General features: G+C 32.1%; 10 protein-coding genes. 8 read left to right on the forward strand and 2 right to left on the reverse strand.

Going from position 1 to position 19,753, the window contains the following annotated elements; all coding sequences use genetic code 11:
• Positions 1-6 precede the first annotated feature (6 nt).
• Entirely contained in the window at positions 7-1,350 is a 1,344-nt protein-coding gene (locus tag J8L88_RS17340; RefSeq protein WP_118385679.1) for a PAS domain-containing sensor histidine kinase, read from the reverse strand.
• Positions 1,340-2,686 carry a sigma-54 dependent transcriptional regulator gene (locus J8L88_RS17345; RefSeq protein ID WP_118385678.1) on the reverse strand — a complete coding sequence of 449 codons (1,347 nt, stop codon included), beginning with the start codon at positions 2,684-2,686 and terminating at the stop codon, positions 1,340-1,342. The genes J8L88_RS17340 and J8L88_RS17345 overlap by 11 nt, the downstream gene beginning before the upstream one ends.
• A gap of 361 nt (positions 2,687-3,047) precedes the next feature.
• Between J8L88_RS17345 and J8L88_RS17350 the strand changes: the two genes are divergently transcribed.
• From J8L88_RS17350 to J8L88_RS17385, 8 genes are all read left to right on the forward strand, one after another.
• A complete protein-coding gene (locus tag J8L88_RS17350) occupies positions 3,048-4,298 on the forward strand; it encodes an efflux RND transporter periplasmic adaptor subunit (RefSeq protein WP_211061407.1) in 1,251 nt (416 codons plus the stop codon).
• A 27-nt stretch (positions 4,299-4,325) separates the two neighbouring features.
• Positions 4,326-5,003 (forward strand): ABC transporter ATP-binding protein, encoded by a 678-nt coding sequence (locus J8L88_RS17355; protein WP_027391911.1) that lies wholly within the window; start codon positions 4,326-4,328, stop codon positions 5,001-5,003.
• Positions 5,004-5,048: 45 nt separating this feature from the next.
• Positions 5,049-7,448: an ABC transporter permease gene (locus tag J8L88_RS17360; RefSeq protein ID WP_118385676.1), complete on the forward strand. Its 2,400-nt coding sequence runs from the start codon at positions 5,049-5,051 to the stop codon at positions 7,446-7,448.
• 63 nt (positions 7,449-7,511) lie between these two features.
• On the forward strand, positions 7,512-9,932 hold the full coding sequence (locus tag J8L88_RS17365) for an ABC transporter permease (protein WP_211061408.1): 2,421 nt from the start codon (positions 7,512-7,514) through the stop codon (positions 9,930-9,932).
• Between the two features lie 25 nt (positions 9,933-9,957).
• Complete coding sequence (locus tag J8L88_RS17370; RefSeq protein ID WP_211061409.1) at positions 9,958-12,405, forward strand: ABC transporter permease; 2,448 nt, start codon at positions 9,958-9,960, stop codon at positions 12,403-12,405.
• A gap of 25 nt (positions 12,406-12,430) precedes the next feature.
• Entirely contained in the window at positions 12,431-14,857 is a 2,427-nt protein-coding gene (locus J8L88_RS17375) for an ABC transporter permease (protein WP_118385672.1), read from the forward strand.
• Positions 14,858-14,902: 45 nt separating this feature from the next.
• Positions 14,903-17,257 (forward strand): ABC transporter permease, encoded by a 2,355-nt coding sequence (locus J8L88_RS17380; RefSeq protein ID WP_118385671.1) that lies wholly within the window; start codon positions 14,903-14,905, stop codon positions 17,255-17,257.
• A gap of 14 nt (positions 17,258-17,271) precedes the next feature.
• Entirely contained in the window at positions 17,272-19,650 is a 2,379-nt protein-coding gene (locus tag J8L88_RS17385; RefSeq protein ID WP_211061410.1) for an ABC transporter permease, read from the forward strand.
• Positions 19,651-19,753 lie beyond the last annotated feature (103 nt).

A 19,753-nucleotide genomic window follows, 5' to 3' on the forward strand; every position in this document is an offset into this window, starting at 1 on the left:
TAATCTCTAGAATACTAGACTAAATACGGTACCTTCATTTTCTCTGCTATTAACCAAAATTTTACCCTTATGGAGTAACATTATTTGTTTACATAAACTAAGTCCTATTCCACTACCTGTAGATTTACTTGTAAAAAACGGAATAAAAATACTATCCATAATATCTTGAGGAATCCCTGAACCATTATCATATACTTTAATAACTATATTTCTATTTGGTTTTTGTTCTGCTAGTACTCTTATTTGTGGATCTGGTCTATGCTTACACGCATCAACCGCATTAAGAATAAGGTTAATTAGTACCTGTTCTATAAGGTAGCTATCAATATCTAATTCAATTTTTGGAGGAGTAACCTTAAACTCAATGTTTATATTTTTTACATCTAGAGATGGTTGCATTAATAATTGTATCGTTTCAAAAAGTTCGGTTATTTTTTTTCTATCAAGGTTTAAGTGTGTTACTTTACTAAGACTTCGATAGGTCTTAGCGAATTTCAATAGACCTTCACTCCGATTCTTAATCGTTTTTATACCTGAATTTAAATCTTCAATTTCTAATGGATAGTCATCTGGATTATCAAGAGTAAGCTGTAAATGCGACTGTAAAGTATCTGCCAAAGACGAAATAGGCGCTATAGAATTCATAATTTCATGAGTCATTACACTCAACAATTTCTTCCAAGCTTCAGATTCATTCCTATTTAGTGTATCATCTATATTTTGTAATACTATAAGCTTAAATGGATCTTCTTTTACCTGAAAAACGGTATCAGAAATTAATACTTTTATTTTCTCATTTTGAACCGCGATAGAAATTGAATTTGGTTCTTTATGATATGTTTCAAATATAGCATCATATAGATCTGGTTTTCTTCCTTCTACAAAACGAATATTCTTAAACGAAGGAACATCTAAAGTTTCTCTAAAAGAATCATTAGACCATAATACATCTCCTGTTTCTAGATTATAGGCAATAATCCCAATATCTACCATTTCTAAAATCTTCTGTAGATATACATATTGGGCTTCATTCTTAGAGTTTATTTCTTTAATCGTTCTATTAACTTCATTAAAACCTTTATATAAAAACCTGATATCCTTTGGTCCTCTATCTTCTGGGAACCATCTAGAAAAATCTCGATATTTAACAGCTTCAAAAAAATCATCCATCACTACAAAACGTCTTTTCACAAAACTATATGTAGAATATAAAAAGTATAAAATAACGAAGCTAATTATAGTAATACTACTGGTATACTCTTTATCAATAGTATACACAAGACCTAATATTAGAGCTACCAATATTAAAATCCTAAAAAAGAGTCTGGCAATATAACCGTTATAGTTCATATTTATCTAGCCTTCTATATAATGCTGCTCTGGTTATTCCTAACTCTTTTGCAGATTTTGAAACATTCCCTTTATTTTTTTCTAAAACAGTAAGAATTGCATTTTTTTCTAAACTATCTAAATTCATTGTGGTGCTAGAAGTTTTACTAGTCTGTCTTTCTATGGAAGAAAACACTAAATCTTCTGGTTTTAAGGAAGTACTATCAGCCATAATTACGGCTCGTTCTAAAACATACTGCAACTCCCTTACATTACCAGGGAAATCATGATTTTTAAGCTTAGAAATAAAACCAGAATCCAATGAAAATTGGCTTTTATTATATTTATCAGCATACACAGATATAAAATGTTTTGCCAATAAGGTAATATCCGTTCCTCTATCTCGTAAAGGTGGCATTACAATATCCACCGTATTAATTCTATAAATTAAATCTTTTCTAAACTTTTGCTCATCCGCTAATACCTTCGGTTCAATATTAGTAGCACAAATAAGTCTAATATCAATTGATATAGCTTCATTAGATCCTAGTGGAGTAACTAATCTATTTTGTAACACAGTTAGTAAACGTACTTGCTGTCCTAAAGTAATATTACCAATCTCATCTAAGAATAATGTTCCACCATTAGCAGCCTCAAACCGCCCTACTCTATCTTCTTTAGCATCTGTAAAGGCACCTTTTTTATATCCAAATAACTCACTCTCAAACAATGAAGATGTTAATGCTCCAACATCTACTTTAACGAAAGGTTGATCTCTTCTATTAGAATTATCATGTAATGCTTTTGCAATTAAATCTTTACCAGTACCATTTTCTCCTAAAATCAGAACATTTGCATCCGTAGGCGCAACCTTTTTTAGTTTTAAGAAAACATCTTTAATTGCTTCGCTTTCGCCTATTATTGCACTTGTTCCTACCTGAGATGATTTATTATCAGAAGCATTGGATTTTCTAGCCTTTAATAAAGAACTAATCGTGTGTATTATTTTTTCATTTTTCCAAGGTTTCACTAAAAAATCAGAAGCCCCTTCTTTTAATGCTCTAATTGCTAAATCAATATCCGCATACGCAGTGATTAACACCACATCTGTTTTTGGTTTCGACTTTTTAATTTCATTTAACCAAAAAATACCTTCATTTCCGGTATTGACCAAACCATTAAAATTCATGTCAAGTATAATAATATCAAAACTCTTTTTATTTATCTGAGCTCCAATATTACTTGGATTTTTTTCGATTACCACCTCTTTCACCAAAGGCTTAAATAAAAGACGTAATGCAGTTAGTACATCTACATCGTCATCAATAACTAAAATTGTAGCTTCTTTTAATACCATTGATACAATATTACAATATTATCTGCAGCATATAAAAAATAGAAAAATAAAATACTAAAGATTCTTAAATGTACTATTTCCGAACAGAAAGTGTATCGAAACCGAACACTTTTATTTTTACAAAAAACCATTACAAACTGATAATCAGTACTTTGTTTTTTTGGCACCATCTTGAATGTATAAGAAATGAACACAAATAAGATGATAACCTATAACTAGATAACACAAAATAAAATGAGCAAATCAATTCTAATATTAATAGTAAGCTTACTGACTATAAAAGATGTTTGAAAATCTATTACCAATTCGAAAAAAATAAAATAAAATCAACTAATAAACATCAATAATCAAAAGACCTGACATGGACGTTCCAATTCAAAAAAAGAAATTCTCAAAATCACGTATCGTAATGTTGATAGGCGGTGTATTACTCCTAGCACTTCTAGTATTTGTGTTTTCACAATCAATGGGTGGTTCTAAATTAAATGTAGAGAAAGAACGCATTGCAATAAGTACAATTAAAAAAGATGTATTTCAAGAAAACATACCTGTTAATGGAATTGTATTACCTATTACAACAATCTATCTAGATGCTTTAGAAGGCGGAAGAGTAGAAGAAAAATTTGTAGAAGACGGTGCGATAATGAAAAAAGGAGAACCAATATTAAGATTATCAAATACCGATCTAGAATTAAGTCTTATCAATCAAGAAACCTCTGTATACAATTTATTAACTCAAATGCAGATTTCGCAAAATGCTGCTCGTCAAAACACAATAAATCGTCGTAATCAATTTACCGATGTAGAAAACAGTTTGATAGAAGCTAAAAGAGTATATGAATTAAATAAAAGATTATATGATAAAGGAGCTGTAGGACGCCAAGAATATGAATCTTCTGCTAATGATTATAAATATCAACAACAACGTATGCAACTAGCTAAACAAGTTTTAAGTCAAGATTCTTCTGCTACTAAACAAGAAGTTAGTCAAGCGCAGAGTTCATATGCAAGAACACAAAGTGCTCTAGAACTAATGAGAAAAAAAGTTGGTGATCTTGTGGTGCGTGCCCCAGTAGATGGCCAATTAACATCACTAGATGCAGAAATTGGACAATCAAAAAACAAAGGAGAACGACTAGGGCAAATTGATGTATTAAGCGGATTTAAAGTAAGAGTAGATATTGATGAACATTATATTTCAAGAATTTATAATGGGCAAAAAGGAACCTTTACCTTTAATAATGAAACATATACGTTAATCATAAAAAAGGTATTTACTCAGGTAAACAATGGAAGGTTTCAAGTAGATATGCAATTCGAAGGTAATGTACCGGAAGGAATAAGAAGAGGGCAAAATCTTCAAATCCGAGTAGCACTTAGCGCAGAAAAACAAGCACTATTAATTCCGAAAGGAGGATTCTTTCAAAAAACTGGTGGTAATTGGGTATATAAAATAACAGAAAACGGAAACTCAGCGTATAAAGTAGCTATCCGATTAGGTAGTCAAAATACAGAATACTATGAAATCATTGAAGGGTTACTACCTGGAGATAAAGTGGTAACATCAAGCTATGATAGCTTTGGAGACACTGAAGAATTAATATTAAAGTAAAAAAAGTCAATTAAAAAAACGAATAAAATGATACAAATTACGGACTTAGAAAAGTTTTACAGAACTGAAGAAGTACAGACCATAGCACTAAACAAACTATCTTTTAATGTTAAAGAAGGGGAATTTGTTGCCATCATGGGACCATCAGGGTGTGGTAAATCAACGCTACTTAATATTCTAGGGTTATTAGATGATCCCGATGGAGGAAGTTTCAAATTTAATGGTCAAGAAGTAGCTGGATATAATGAGCGTAAACGTTCGGATCTTCGAAAACATAATGTAGGTTTTGTTTTTCAAAGCTTTAACCTGATTGATGAACTTACAGTTTTTGAAAATGTAGAGCTTCCATTAATCTATACAGGTGTTAAACCAGCAGAACGAAAAAAACGTGTAGAAGAGGTTTTAGAAAAAATGCAAATCATGCATAGACGTAACCACTTTCCGCAGCAATTATCCGGTGGACAACAACAACGTGTAGCAGTAGCAAGAGCTGTTGTCAATAACCCGAAACTTATCTTGGCAGATGAACCTACAGGTAACTTAGATAGTACCAATGGTAATGAAGTAATGGATTTATTAATTGAATTAAATGAAGCGGGCACCACAATTATCATGGTTACACATAGTGAACATGATGCTAAATATAGTCATCGAATCATAAGAATGCTAGACGGACAAAAGGTTACAGAAAACGTATTAGTATAGAGGTCATCATCAAATCATCAAAAAACGAACAGTAAATCAGTAATTATGTTTAAGAATTATATCAAAATAGCATTTAGAAACCTCCTTAAAAACAGAATATATTCCTTGATTAATATTTCTGGTCTAGCCATTGGTATGGCAGTGACTATTATGATTGGGCTTTGGGTTACAGATGAACTTAATTACAACAATTATTTTAATAACAAATCTACCGTTGCCCAGATATTTCAAAGTCAAACCTTTAATGGAAAGACTGGAACTGGGCCTGCAATTCCAAGGCCTTTGGAATTCGAACTACGTGAAAATTACAATGACCATTTTGAACATTTAGTAATGTCTTCTTGGACCAACTCTTCATACTTACGATATGGAGAAACTAGTATTTCACGTTCAGGTAATTTTATGCAAGAAGGTGGCCCTAAAATATTAGATTTAAACATTTTACAAGGAGTAAGACAAGGGTTAAAAGAAAACAATTCTATAATGCTATCACAATCTACTGCAAAAGCATTATTCAATAAAGAAAATCCTATTGGTAAGATAATCAAATTACAGAATGAAACAGATATGATCGTTACCGCTGTATATGAAGATGTTCCTATCAATAACTCTTTTGAAGATATGCATTATATCAGTCCTTGGAAATTTTATACTAAAATGCAACCTTGGATAGAAAATGCAAAAGATTCTTGGGGTAATAATTCTTTTCAACTGTTTGTTCAGATTAACAAAAACACAACAATGGAAGCTGTAACTTCCATTATAAAAGATGCTAAGAAAAAAGTAGCAGAGGACGAATCTAGATTTAATCCGCAATTAATGCTATTACCAATGGATGATTGGCATCTACGTTCTAATTTTGTAGACGGTATACGCAAAAATGGACGTATAGAAAATGTTTGGCTTTTTGGGATAATTGGGCTTTTTGTTTTATTACTTGCTTGTATCAATTTTGTCAATTTAAGCACAGCGCGTTCAGAAAAACGTGCTACAGAAGTTGGTATTAGAAAATCTATTGGCTCTAAAAGAGGACAACTTATTTTTCAATTTTTAAGTGAATCATTTTTAGTAGTTGTCTTTTCTTATGTATTAGCCATTATAATGGTATTACTCTTCTTAAGCAGTTTTAACAACCTAGCCAGTAAAGAAATTGTATTTCCTTGGAGTAGTATCCAATTTTGGGGTATTTCTTTAATTTTTATCCTTATCACTTCCTTCTTATCAGGTAGCTACCCTGCTTTATACTTATCTTCTTTCAACCCTGTTGCTGTATTAAAAGGCACATTTAAAGCAGGTCGTTTTGCAGCATTGCCAAGAAAAGTATTAGTAGTTACACAGTTTACTGTTTCCATTGCTCTTATAATAGGTACACTCATAGTTATGAATCAAATAGAGTTCAGTAAAAACAGACCTGCAGGTTATAGTAAAAAAGGATTGGTACAAATTCCAACATTCAGCCCAGAATTCGAAGGTAAGGCAGATATTATGCGTAATCAATTTATCGCGTCTGGTGCTGTCACGGAAATGGCAACCACCAGTAGTCCCACCACAGCAGTTTGGTCTAATCGCGGAGGATATACTTGGGAAGGGAAACCAGAAGGATTTCAAGAAGATCTAGCATATACCGCTGTTTCGTATGAATTTACAGAAGCGCTTAATATTGAATTAGTAGCCGGCAGAGGCTTCTCTAGAGAATTTGCTACAGATTCTAACGCCGTAATACTTAATGAAACAGCCGTTAAGTATATGGGGCTAAAAGATCCAATTGGAAAATATATAAGAGATTCTGATATAGAAGATCCGGAACCTCCAATGCAAATTATCGGTATTATGAAAGATATGATTGTGCAATCACCTTATAGTCCTGTAAAACAAGCAATGTACGTATTTGATAGACATAATAATGCTAGTTATTACAATGTACGTTTAAACCCCGATAAAAGCATAAGTAGTAGTTTACAATTAATCGAAGAAATATTCAAAAAGAATTTTCCAAACCTCCCTTTTGATTATCAATTTGTAGATCAAGAATATGCCAAAAAATTTAGAGCAGAAGAGAGAATTGCAGGTCTTGCCAAAGTATTTACAATCTTAGCTATTTTTATAAGTCTTTTAGGTTTATTTGGCCTAGCTTCTTTTGTAGCAGAACAACGTACCAAGGAAATTGGTGTAAGAAAAATACTTGGAGCTTCTCTAGGTAATTTATGGATGTTACTTTCTAAAGACTTTATAACCTTGGTAATTATAGCACTCTTTATTGCCGCTCCGATTGCTTATTATTTTATGAGTCAATGGTTACAAAAATTTTCTTATCGTACAGAGATCTCTTGGAATACATTTATTATAGCAGGTTTTGGAGCACTTATTATTACAATCATAACTATTAGTATACAAGCCATAAAATCGGTCACAGCCAATCCAGTCGATTCATTACGAACAGAATAAATAAATCAATCAATCAATTTATCACTTTAGACAAATCAAAAAACGAACAGTAAACTAACAATCATGATCAGGAATTATTTTAAAATAGCATTTAGAAGTCTATGGAAAGATCGAACCTTCTCCTTCTTAAATATTATAGGGCTTACAATAGCATTTGGGGTAGCTATATTGTTATCTATGTATGCAGTTTTTCAACTTTCCTTTGATCGTTTTCATGAAAAAGGAAACCAACTTTATCAAGTATATTCAGAAGATAGCACTCCCAAAGGGCTTAAAGCTAATATTGCAAAACCAGAGCCTTTTGCAGCAGCACTTCAGAATGAAACAACTGGCATTAAAAGGATTACACGACATAGTGGCTCGGGTATTCTATTAAGTCATCAAGGCAAACAACTGAATATGCATGCATCTTATGTAGATCCTGATTTTTTTGATATGTTTAGCTTTCCAATAATAAAGGGAAATGTTCAAAATCCAATAACCTCAGAATCTTCCATTGTTATTACTGAAGAAGCTGCAAAACGAATATTTGGAGCAGAAAATCCTATTGGGCAAACTGTTACAGTTTTAAGAGATGAAGAAGAAGTACCATTTAATGTTACTGCCATTGTTAAAGATTTTCCTGCTACAAGTTCCATGGGTTTTGATGTTGCGCTCAATTTTAAAAGTCAATCGAAGCACGCTTACGCAAGAACTATAGGGAGATGGGATATGTCGAATCACGAAGTTTATATACAACTCTCTAAAGAAATAACACCTGAACAGCTAGAGAAAAGCACGGTAAATTTCACCAAACTGCATTATAAAAGTCAGATTGAACATGCCAAACGTGACGGTGCACAACCTAATGCGGATGGACATTATAAACAAATTAAACTATTGTCATTTCCTGACACTCGTTTTGCTAATTTTAATCAAGGTATGGTAACTGTAAATCGTAGTATGCCATATTCGGTATTAGGTATTGCTATTTTGATTGTATTTATCGCCTGTATCAACTTCATAAATATGACCATCGCAAAAAGCTCGCAAAGATTAAGAGAGATTGGAATGCGTAAAACGTTAGGAGCTAATAAATCGCAACTGTTCTTTCAGTTTTGGGGTGAAAGTATTTTAGTCTTTTTGGTATCTACAAGTCTAGGAGTTTTTACTGCTTCTTTATTGTTACAACCTTTTCAGACATTATTTAAAACTAAAGCTTCTTTCGAAACCTTATTGAATCCTTATACATTATCTGGTTTAATTTTAAGCTTGGTAGTTATCACAGTAATTACTGGAGGGTATCCTTCTTTATTAATGAGCCGATTAGGCACTTTGCAAAGTCTAAAAGGCAAAATAGAAAGTAGTGGAAAGAATCATTTAAGAAACAGTTTAATAGTATTGCAATTTGGAATTGCTATAGTACTCATTAGTGGAACACTGGTGCTTTGGAATCAGTTAGAGTTTATGCGCACAAAAGATTTAGGATTTAATAAAGACCAGGTAATTGCTTTTCCTCTTAATGGAAAACGTAATGATCAGCAAGCTTTGAAACTACTTCGAAACAAACTTGAAGCCTATACAGATATAGTTAGTATTACAGCTTCCAATAATATTTTGGGTTTTGGAAAAGACGGAAATCGTTCTACCAGTGTTTTAGGTTTTGACCATAAAGGTCGTGGTATAAATACTCACATGTTAGTTGTTGATGCAGACTATGTAGAAACCTTAGATTTAAATCTTACAGAAGGTCGTTCTTTTCGAAAAAACTTAGCCATTGATAGTTTATCGGTAATCATCAATGAATCGATGGCGAAGCAATTAAACGAAAAAGATATTTTAAACACAAAAATCATCTTAGAAGATTCTATAGCGTTTTCGGTAGTAGGAGTTATAAAAGACTTTAATTTCCAGGAACTTGATCGAAATATTGCACCGATGTCGCTTTTTGCATTACCTAATTGGAATTTAAGACACGTATATGTAAAAGTATCACCTCACAATCTAGAACAATCCTTTACGAATGTAAAAGCTGCATGGGCATCCATAGAACCTAATGCAGAATTCCTAGGATCATTTTTAGATGAAAACATCGAACGTACACTGCACAACGAGCGCTCAATGATAACTATGATTGGTAGTGGTTCTATCCTTGCAATTATCTTAAGTTGTATTGGTTTATTTGCTATCTCACTTCTAGTAGTGGCACAACGCAGAAAAGAAATTGGAATCCGAAAAGTAGTGGGTGCCAGTGTCTCAAAAATTACAATGATGCTCACTACCGACTTTTTAAAACTTGTACTCATAGCATTCATAATAGCTACTCCCATCTCGTGGTATTTTTCTTCTCAATGGCTTCAGAATTACACCTATCGTATACATCTCACTTTTTGGATTTTTCTTACAGCAGGAAGCATTGCAATCATAATTGCATTGGCTACGATTAGCATAAAAACGATCAATGCTGCTATACAGAACCCAATAAAAAGTCTTAAAACCGAATAAATCATCAATCAAAAAACGCACAATCATGATAAGGAATTATTTTAAAATAGCTTGGAGAAATATACGGAAGCAAAAAGTATTTTCTTTGATCAATGTAATTGGTCTTACCATAGGTTTAAGTGTATCATTCATTATTGGTCTAATGGTATATTATGATTACAGTTTTGATAAGTTTCATACCGATGGTGACCAGATCTACAGAATCGTTACAGATTTTCACAGTCCAGAAGGAACATTCTATAACTCAGGTGTCACGGTAGCCTTAGAAGATGCTATAAAAGATAATTCGAATTTTGAAATAGTAAGTGGCTTCTATGTTGAAAGACCAGCAAGTGTTCAAAACAAGGAACAAAATATCAAATTAAAATGGCCAAAACATGTGATTTTTACCGACGCAGATTATTTCGATCTTTTTCAATATAACTTTATTGCAGGAAATCAGTCAACTGCATTATCAAACCCAAATAATGTTGTGCTAACAGCCGAAAGAGCTTCCAATTATTTTCCTGATTTATCACCGAATGAAGTTATAGGGAAAACATTAATTTACAACGATTCATTAAATATTACGGTAACAGCAGTCGTAGAATCTTTTAAAGAGCGAACAGATTTTGTTTTTCAAGAATTTATCTCAGATCCAACACTTCTTAAAACAAGATTAAGAGGAAACTTCTTAGACAAGAATTGGAATTCTACTGATTCTAATTCACAGTTATTTGTTAAGGTAAATCAACAAGCAAACTTTCAAAAAATACAGGAAGAGTTTAATGCTTTGGCAGATGAACATTTAGATGAATACTCTCGTAGCCACGGACAATCTAAAGAGTTTAAATTACAAACTCTAAATGATATTCATTTTAATAAAAACTATGGTGTTTACGATTGGACACAAGGGCAAGCCAGCAAACCTTTATTAAGAAATCTAGCACTTGTGGCATTATTTCTATTATTACTTGGATGTATTAATTTTATAAATCTTAATACTGCTCAAGCAACAAGGCGCGCAAAAGAAATTGGAATAAGAAAAACATTAGGTAGTTCTAGAAAACAACTAATTAGTCAATTCTTAGGAGAAACATTTTTATTGGTATTATTTTCTACTATACTATCACTAATATTATCAAAATGGTTACTTAATCTTTTTTCAGATTTCATAGCCGAAGACCTAGATTTTCAGTTATTCAGCAATCCAATAATTATCATTGGCATCGTAATACTTGTAGTAATAATCACCATACTATCTGGTTTTTACCCTGCACTGGTACTATCAAAATTTAATACTATTACGGTCCTGAAAAATAATATCGCAGTCGGGGAAAGAAAAAATGGGCTTAGAAAGTTTCTTACTGTTTTTCAGTTTACAATTGCTCAAGTTTTTATAATAGGAACCTTATTAGTAGGAAAACAAATTAATTTTTTGCTTAATCAAGATATGGGGTTTAAAACAGATGCTGTTGTATCGGTCTATAGTCCTAGAGGAGAACGACAACTTGATAAGAAGAAACGATACTTACAAAAGTTACAAAGTATTCCACAAATTAAACAATTAAGTTTAGGAGGTGCGCCACCAGCTTCTTTATCTTCTAACACTACAACCACCAATTACAAAACTGAAGAAAGAGATGTTCAATCAGATTTACAATTCATTTTTGGGGATACCAATTATTCAAAACTTTTTGAACTAGAATTATTAGCGGGTAGAACATATAGAAACGATACTATAAAAGAAATCGTTATTAACGAAGCAGCAAGAAAAGTCTATGGGTTTAAAACACCAGAAGATGCCATCGGAAAAAGAATAGACTTCGGAGATTATACTGTTCCTATTGTAGGTGTTATGGCCGACTTCTATCAACGTTCATTAAAATCAGAGATTCGTCCAATGGCATTACGAGGTGATTGGGACAGAGATGTTTTTAGTCGATTCCAAGCAGTACATATCGCTTTCCAAAACACCAATCCCGACGATTTGCAATCTACATTATCCAAAATTAAATCTGCATATGGTGATGTATACACAGATAAAGAAGACTATCGTATAGATTTTATGGATGAAACTGTAGCTAAGTTTTATAAAAGAGAACAAAAAGTTTCTAAATTATTGAATTGGGCAACAGGTTTATCAATTCTAATTAGTTGTTTAGGACTTCTTGGATTAGTAATCTATACTACCAATAGAAGGGTTAAAGAAATTGGTGTTCGCAAGGTTTTAGGAGCTTCATTATTACAGATAAACACATTGCTATGCAAAGAATTTTTAATTCTAGTAGGTATTGCATTTATAATAGCAACACCAATTGCCTGGTATGGAATTCATAATTGGTTACAGGATTTCGCATACAGAAGCGATATAAGTTTTTGGACATTTTTAGTAAGTGGATGTTTAATGATGCTATTCGCATTATTGGTAATAGGTTTTAAAACCTTTCAGGCAGCAAATGCTAATCCGGTAAACTCATTACGCACAGAATAAATCATCAATCAAAAAACGAACAATCATGATAAGGAATTATTTTAAAATAGCTTTGAGGAGTCTTCAAAAGAATAAATTACAAACAATAATCAACTTGCTTGGATTAACTGTTGGGACTGTCTGCTGTTTAAGTATTTTAATTTATGTATTTGCTCAATTAGGGTATGATGATCATCATAAAGATGCAGAAGCAATATATCGGGTAAGAACCATTATTGAAGATCCTAACGCAAAACTATTTAATGCTGCTTCTAGTGGTCCTCCTATTGGGTTTGCTATGAAAGAAGATTTCCCAGAAGTAATTGAAGCTACTCGATTAGTATATATGGGTGAAGGCACCGAAGATTTACTTCGCACAAGTGATGGTACGGCAGGATTTTACGAGCCTAGAGGGTATCTTGCAGATCCCACAATATTTAACATTTTTAATTTCAATTTACTCGAAGGTAATCCAGATACTGCTTTGGTAGCTCCCAATACTGTAGTATTATCTTCTAGCTTAGCCAAAAAACTATTTGGTGATGTGCCTGTGCTTAATAAAACTATTATTTCTGGTAGTGGAGAACAACAATTATCACTAACTGTAACTGGTGTTTTTGATGATAGCGATCTAGAAAAATCTCATCTAAACCCTAATTATTTAGTCACCATAAACACTCCTGGGTTAGGACAGTTTGTTAGAACCGTTCAGAACTTTGCTACTCAAAACTTTATCTATACCTATGTAAAGTTAAATAATCCAGAAAATGCGTCTTTAGTTCAGAACAAATTACCTGAATTTTTAGAGAATCGTGGTGCAAAAGACTTTGCTGCTTTTAATTTTAAGAAAGAACTTATCTTACAAAAAGTGAGTGATATCCATTTACATTCCAAAGGTATATCTAGGCAAATCGGTCCGGTATCCGATATTAGCTACTTATACTTATTAATTACGTTAGCACTATTCATACAATTAGTAGCTTGTGTTAATTTTATCAATCTAAGTACTGCAAGAGCTAATAAACGTGCTAAAGAAATTGGTGTTCGCAAAACTATCGGTGCAGATAAAAAATCATTAATTGGTCAATTTCTTGGAGAATCTATTCTATTATCCCTATTAGCTACCGTTGTTAGTATTCCATTAACATGTATTTTATTACCTCTAGTGAATCAACTAACCCAAGGAGACATAAGTTTCTTAGCAATTCTTGACTGGCGTGTATTATCAATACTTCTTGTAATTGGTATTCTAACGGGCATTATCGCTGGGATATATCCAGCTCTTATATTATCTTCTATAAAGCCAACTCGTGTTTTGAAAGGAGCCGTCACCGCTGCTGTCGGTGGAACTTTTTTAAGAAAAGGCCTAGTAGTTTTTCAATTTGTAATCTCAATTGGCCTAATCGCCACGGTATATATTATCACGGAACAAGTTCGTTATGCTCAAAATAAAGATATGGGTTTTAATAAAGATAATTTAATTGCAGTTCGTTTAGGAACACAAGAAGCCTTTACTCAATACAATACTTTAAAAACAAATATGAGTAAGATTCCTGGAATAAAATCCATTTCAGGATGTAATATATATCCATCTCAATTTTTACGTGGAGATGTAGGTGCTTATTTACCTGGTAACGATCCAACGAAACCTTTATTAGTAAAAGTAAATGGTATTCAAAGTGATTATTTAAAAACAATAGATACCGAATTATTAACAGGTAGAGGACTAAAAAGTCAGGATAGTAGTCGTGTAGTAGTAAATAAAGCCACTATTGATGCATTTAACATTTCAATAGAAAATGCGGTAGGTACAAACCTTTCATTTTCTACAGGTGGTGATGTACAAACTGTAGAAGTGGTTGGTATCACAGAAGATTTTCATTTTGCTTCATTAAAAGAGGAAGTAGAACCAATTATGCTTTTTCTAGATATTAGTTCAGAATGGTTGCTTGTAAAAACGAACACTTCTGATTTCGAAATGATTCTTAATCAGATGGAAACTGTATGGAAACAAGTAAATAAAACTACACCTTTTATTTACAATTTCATTGATAAAGAAACAGAAAAATTAATAGCAGAAGAAAAAAGACTGGCAAATATTTCGATTGTATTTACTACCCTAGCAATCCTAATAAGTTGTCTTGGATTATTTGGTCTAATCTCGTTTATGGCAGAACAAAAAAAGAAGGAAATCGGTATCCGAAAAGTTTTGGGAGCAAGTGTCAGTACAGTCATGAAAATGTTAACAAAAGATTTTTTCTTACTAATACTTATTGCATTAGCCATTGCTACTCCTCTATCCTACTATTTTATGGAAAACTGGCTACAAGATTTTACATATAGAATTTCAATAAGCTGGTGGGTTTTCCTAATAGCAGGTATTGTAACAATGACTATTACTTTTTTAACGGTTAGTATACAAGCTATTAAAGCAGCAACCGCCAATCCTGTAAATTCATTGAGAACGGAATAAATAAAACAATATTTCTGCCCTTGGCAGGTCAAAAAACGAACTATCATGATCACTAATTATATAAAAATAGCTTTCCGTAGTTTACTTAAAAACAAAGGATATAGTTTTTTAAACATTTTTGGTTTAGCCATTGGAATTACGTGTGCTAGTCTAATTTTTCTGTGGGTAGAAGATGAATTAAGTTTTAATGAATCCTTCGCTGATCAGGATCAAATATATTATATTCCTACCAATCAGAACTATGACGGAGAGTGGCGAACTTTTTATTCAACACCTGGGCCATTAGCACAGGCTATGAAAGATGAAGTTCCTGGTGTAATCAAAGCAACTCGATCAAGTTCTGAAGAACGTCTTTTTACCGTTGGTGATAATGCTATCAATCGACAAGGAAGATACGCTGATGTAGATTTTTTAGAAATTTTTAGTCTAAAATTTATTGAAGGTACTAGAGAGAATGCTTTTAATAATCCTGAGGCCATTGTACTTACTTTAGAAACAACTGAGCAACTTTTTGGTAAAAATGCGAAAGCATTAGGTAAAACTATCAAAGTAAACAACAGAGATAATTATGTCATAACCGGTGTTATAGAAAACCTTCCTACCAATGTTACATTCCCTTTTGATTGGGTTGCTCCTTTTGAACGATATCAGGATGGTGCCGAATGGATGAATGAGTATGGCAGTAACTTTTCTGACACTTTTGTAAAATTATCTCCTGAAGCTAATATTGCGGAAGTAGATAACAAAATTAGAGAAATTATACCATCAAAAAATCCGAACACCGATACCTACGCCTTTTTGCACGCTTTAAAACATTGGCATTTAGAATCTAAATTCGAAGGAGGAGAAAAAGTCGGAGGAAGAATTAAGTATGTTCGTCTCTTTTCTATAATAGCTTTAATCATCATGTTAATAGCTTGCATTAACTTTATGAATCTATCTACAGCTAGAAGTGAAAAAAGAGCTAATGAAGTTGGAGTAAGAAAAGCTATCGGATCTAGTCGTCCAAAATTAATGATTCAGTTTGTAATAGAAGCACTTATGATGTCTTTATTAGCATCTATTCTAAGTATTTTTCTTTTATTACTGATATTACCACAATTTAATATTTTAATAGAAAAAGATCTGGTATTAGGTTTATCCAATCCATTACATATCGCTATTTTATTTATCACAACTATTATTAGCGGATTATTTGCTGGTATATATCCAGCATTCTATCTATCATCCTTTAAGCCTGTAGAGGTCTTAAAAGGAATAAAAGCTACTAGTGGTTCTGCTTCCTTTATTAGAAAAGGACTTGTGGTGGGGCAGTTTACAATTTCAATCGTCTTCATTATTTGTACTATACTAGTTTACCAACAAATTCAGCACGTAAAAAATAGAGATTTAGGATATAATAAAGATCAACTAATTAGAATGCGTGCTAATGGCAATATAATTGAGAAGTTTACAGTGATAGAACAAGACCTAAAAAACACAGGAGTTGTAAGCGGCGTGGCATTAAGTAATTCTCAAATTTTATCCGCAGGAAATAATGGTTCTGGCTTACAATGGCAAGGAGGAACCGATACAGAAGATGTTTTAATATCATATAGGCATGTCAATTCTGACTTTTTTAACACAACTGGTATAGAGCTTATAGAAGGAAGAGGTTTTAAGAAAAATCAGAGCTTGGATAGTACTAACATCATAATTACTCAATCTCTTGCTAAACTTATGGGAGAAAATTCTCCTATCGGAAAAACAATCACTGCCGGTGATGATGTTTTACAGATAATAGGTGTTACTAAGGATTATCAATATGGAGATATGTATGCTTCTAGTGATCCTGTTATATTTTTTAATAATCATAACTATGCCAGATACTTCTATATAAAGACTAAATCAGGTGTAGCTATGGAAGATACCTTAGCTTCTATCGAGAAAATTATGAAAAACAACAATCCTGCATTCCCTTTTGAATATACTTTCGTAGATGAGGCGTTTGACGCAATATTTAAAAGTGAACAGCTAGTTGGTAAATTATCTCAAATATTTGCATTACTCGCAATACTTATTTCTTGTCTGGGTCTTTTCGGTCTAGCTGCTTATACTGCAGAACAACGTAGTAAAGAAATTGGTGTTCGAAAAGTCTTAGGAGCCAGTGTAACAGGAATTGTAAAACTATTATCTAAAGATTTTTTGAAACTGGTATGTATCGCTATTGTATTAGCTACACCATTAGCTTGGTTAGTAATGAGTAATTGGTTACAGGAATATGCCTATCGAATAGAAATTAACTGGGTAGTCTTTATTATTGCTGGATTTGTTGCTATTATAATTGCATTAGCTACCGTAAGTTTTCAAGCATTTAAAGCCGCGATAGCAAATCCTGTGAGTAGTTTAAAAACTGAGTAATAAAAACGTACGTTATGATTAGACATATTTTTTTAATCGCTATTAGAAATCTAAAAAATAACAAAGTTAATTTTATAATCAATATTACAGGGTTATCTACTGGATTAGCCTGCGTTCTATTAATTCTTCTTTGGATACGTGATGAGAAAAGTGTTGACACTTTTCATAAAAATAAAGAGGACCTATACCAGGTCATAGCTAATTTCGAGGTAGAAAATAAGATCATCACTATGGATAACAATTCTTTTTTGTTAGGAGAATCCTTGGCAAAAGAATTTCCCGAAGTAGTATCTTCTACTGTAATTAATGCAGATTTCATAACACCAAAAGGTATATTTTCTAATCAAGAAAAAGAACAACTAGGGCAAGGTATTTTTGCAAGTTCAAATTTTTTCGAAAACTTTTCTTTTGATCTTTTAATAGGAGAAAAAACTACCGTTTTATCAAACAAAAAAAACGTAGTATTATCAGAAGAATTGGCAACAAAATTATTCAAAACTCCCGAAAATGCTATTGGAAAAATACTAGATTGGGATTATAAATGGAGTGACGGTTCAAAAAAAGTTACTGTTCAGGTCTCTGGAGTGTTTAAAAATGTTCCTGATAATTCTACACTTCAATTTGATTCAGTTGTACATTCTGATTTACTTAAAGAAACTTCACGCTGGGTCACCGATTGGAAAAGTGGTTATGCCAAAATTTTCCTAATCCTACAAGAAGGAACAGATATCAATAATTTCAACAAAAAAATTGCAAAACATCTATCTACTAAAGTTGATAATAGAGAAATGTTCACACTCTTTGTTCAACAATTTTCGGAAAGGTATTTAAAACAACCTTACCAAAATGGAATACAAGTTGGCGGTCGTGTAGTTTATATTAGATTATTCGGAATGATAGCATTTCTTATTTTGCTTATTGCCTGTATAAATTTTATGAATTTATCAACAGCTCAAGCGAGCAAAAGGTTAAAAGAAATTGGTATTAAAAAAGTTCTCGGTGGTCGTAAAAAAATATTGATAGCTCAATTTATTGGAGAGTCTTTTGTCCTGTCATTAATTTCTTTACTGGTAGCCATTGTCATTATTATTTTAGTATTACCATATTTTAATACTATTACAGCCAAACATATCGAACTAACTATTAATCTAAATATTATAATCTCACTTATTGTATTATTAATATTCACAGGGTTTTTAGCAGGTAGTTATCCTGCATTTTATTTATCTAGTTTTAAACCTATTTATATATTAAAAGGAAAATTAAAAAAATCTTTTGGAGATGCATGGATTCGCAAAGGTCTTGTAATTTTTCAGTTTACATTGGCAATTGTTTTCATTATTGGAGTGTTTATAGTGAATAATCAGATCAACTTTGTAATGAATAAAAACTTAGGATACGAACGTGATCATATTCTTACTTTTTCTTATGATGGAGATGATACTAAACTAGACACTTTTATCAATGAATTACAAAACATATCAGAGGTTACTTCTGTTTCCTTTATAAATGGAAGTATCCTAGAAGCCAATGATAGTCAAAGTGGATTTTATTGGGGCAATCTTCCTTCTGATAAAAATATTATGTTTCAATCCCCTAGAGTTGGATATAAGTTTACAGAAGTAATGGGTATTCCACTTATAAAAGGGCGAAGATTTTCTAAAAAATTTCAGGATGATTACACCAAAATCATTATAAATGCTTCTGCTGCAAAACTTATGGGGTTACAAAACCCTGTGGGCACTTTAATAGATCAAGGAAATAAAAAAGTGGAAATAATAGGTGTCGTAGAGGATTTTCAATATGGTTCTTTACACAAAAAATTAGAACCTCTTATTTTAAGGTTTAGAAAATTTGGTACTGATATAGTACTAAAATTAAGTGGGTCCCAGACAACTACTGTCTTAGATCAAATCGAATCCATCCATAACACTTTTCAACCCGGATATCCTTTCGATTTTTCATTTTTAGATGCTGATTATCAGCAACTTTATGAAGCAGAACATAAAATTGCAACCTTATCAAAAATATTTACCCTATTTGTAGTATTAATCTCTTCTCTAGGGCTTCTAGGATTAGTAATTTTTAATGCTGAACAAAGAAAAAAAGAAATAAGTGTAAGAAAAATTCTAGGAGCAAGTGTTCTGGGAATTGTAAAATTATTATCTAAAGATTTTTTAAAACTCGTTTTGATTGCTATCATTATTGCAGTTCCAATTGGTTGGTTACTAATGAATCAATGGTTACAGGATTTTGCATATCAGGTACAAATAAACTGGTGGATTTTTATTATCGCTAGTTTAGCAGCAATCTTAATTGCTATAATAACAATAAGCATTCAAGCAATAAGAACCGCTCTAGCCAATCCTATTACATCTTTAAGATCTGAATAAATAAGTTTTAGAGTGTTCGTTTTTGAACAAAAAGTGTATCAAAACCGAACACATTTAATTTTAAAAACAAACTCAACTTTCTGTTTTTCAGGTTTTTATGATT

Source organism: Aquimarina sp. MMG015 (assembly GCF_018100855.1).
GTDB lineage: Bacteria > Bacteroidota > Bacteroidia > Flavobacteriales > Flavobacteriaceae > Aquimarina > Aquimarina latercula.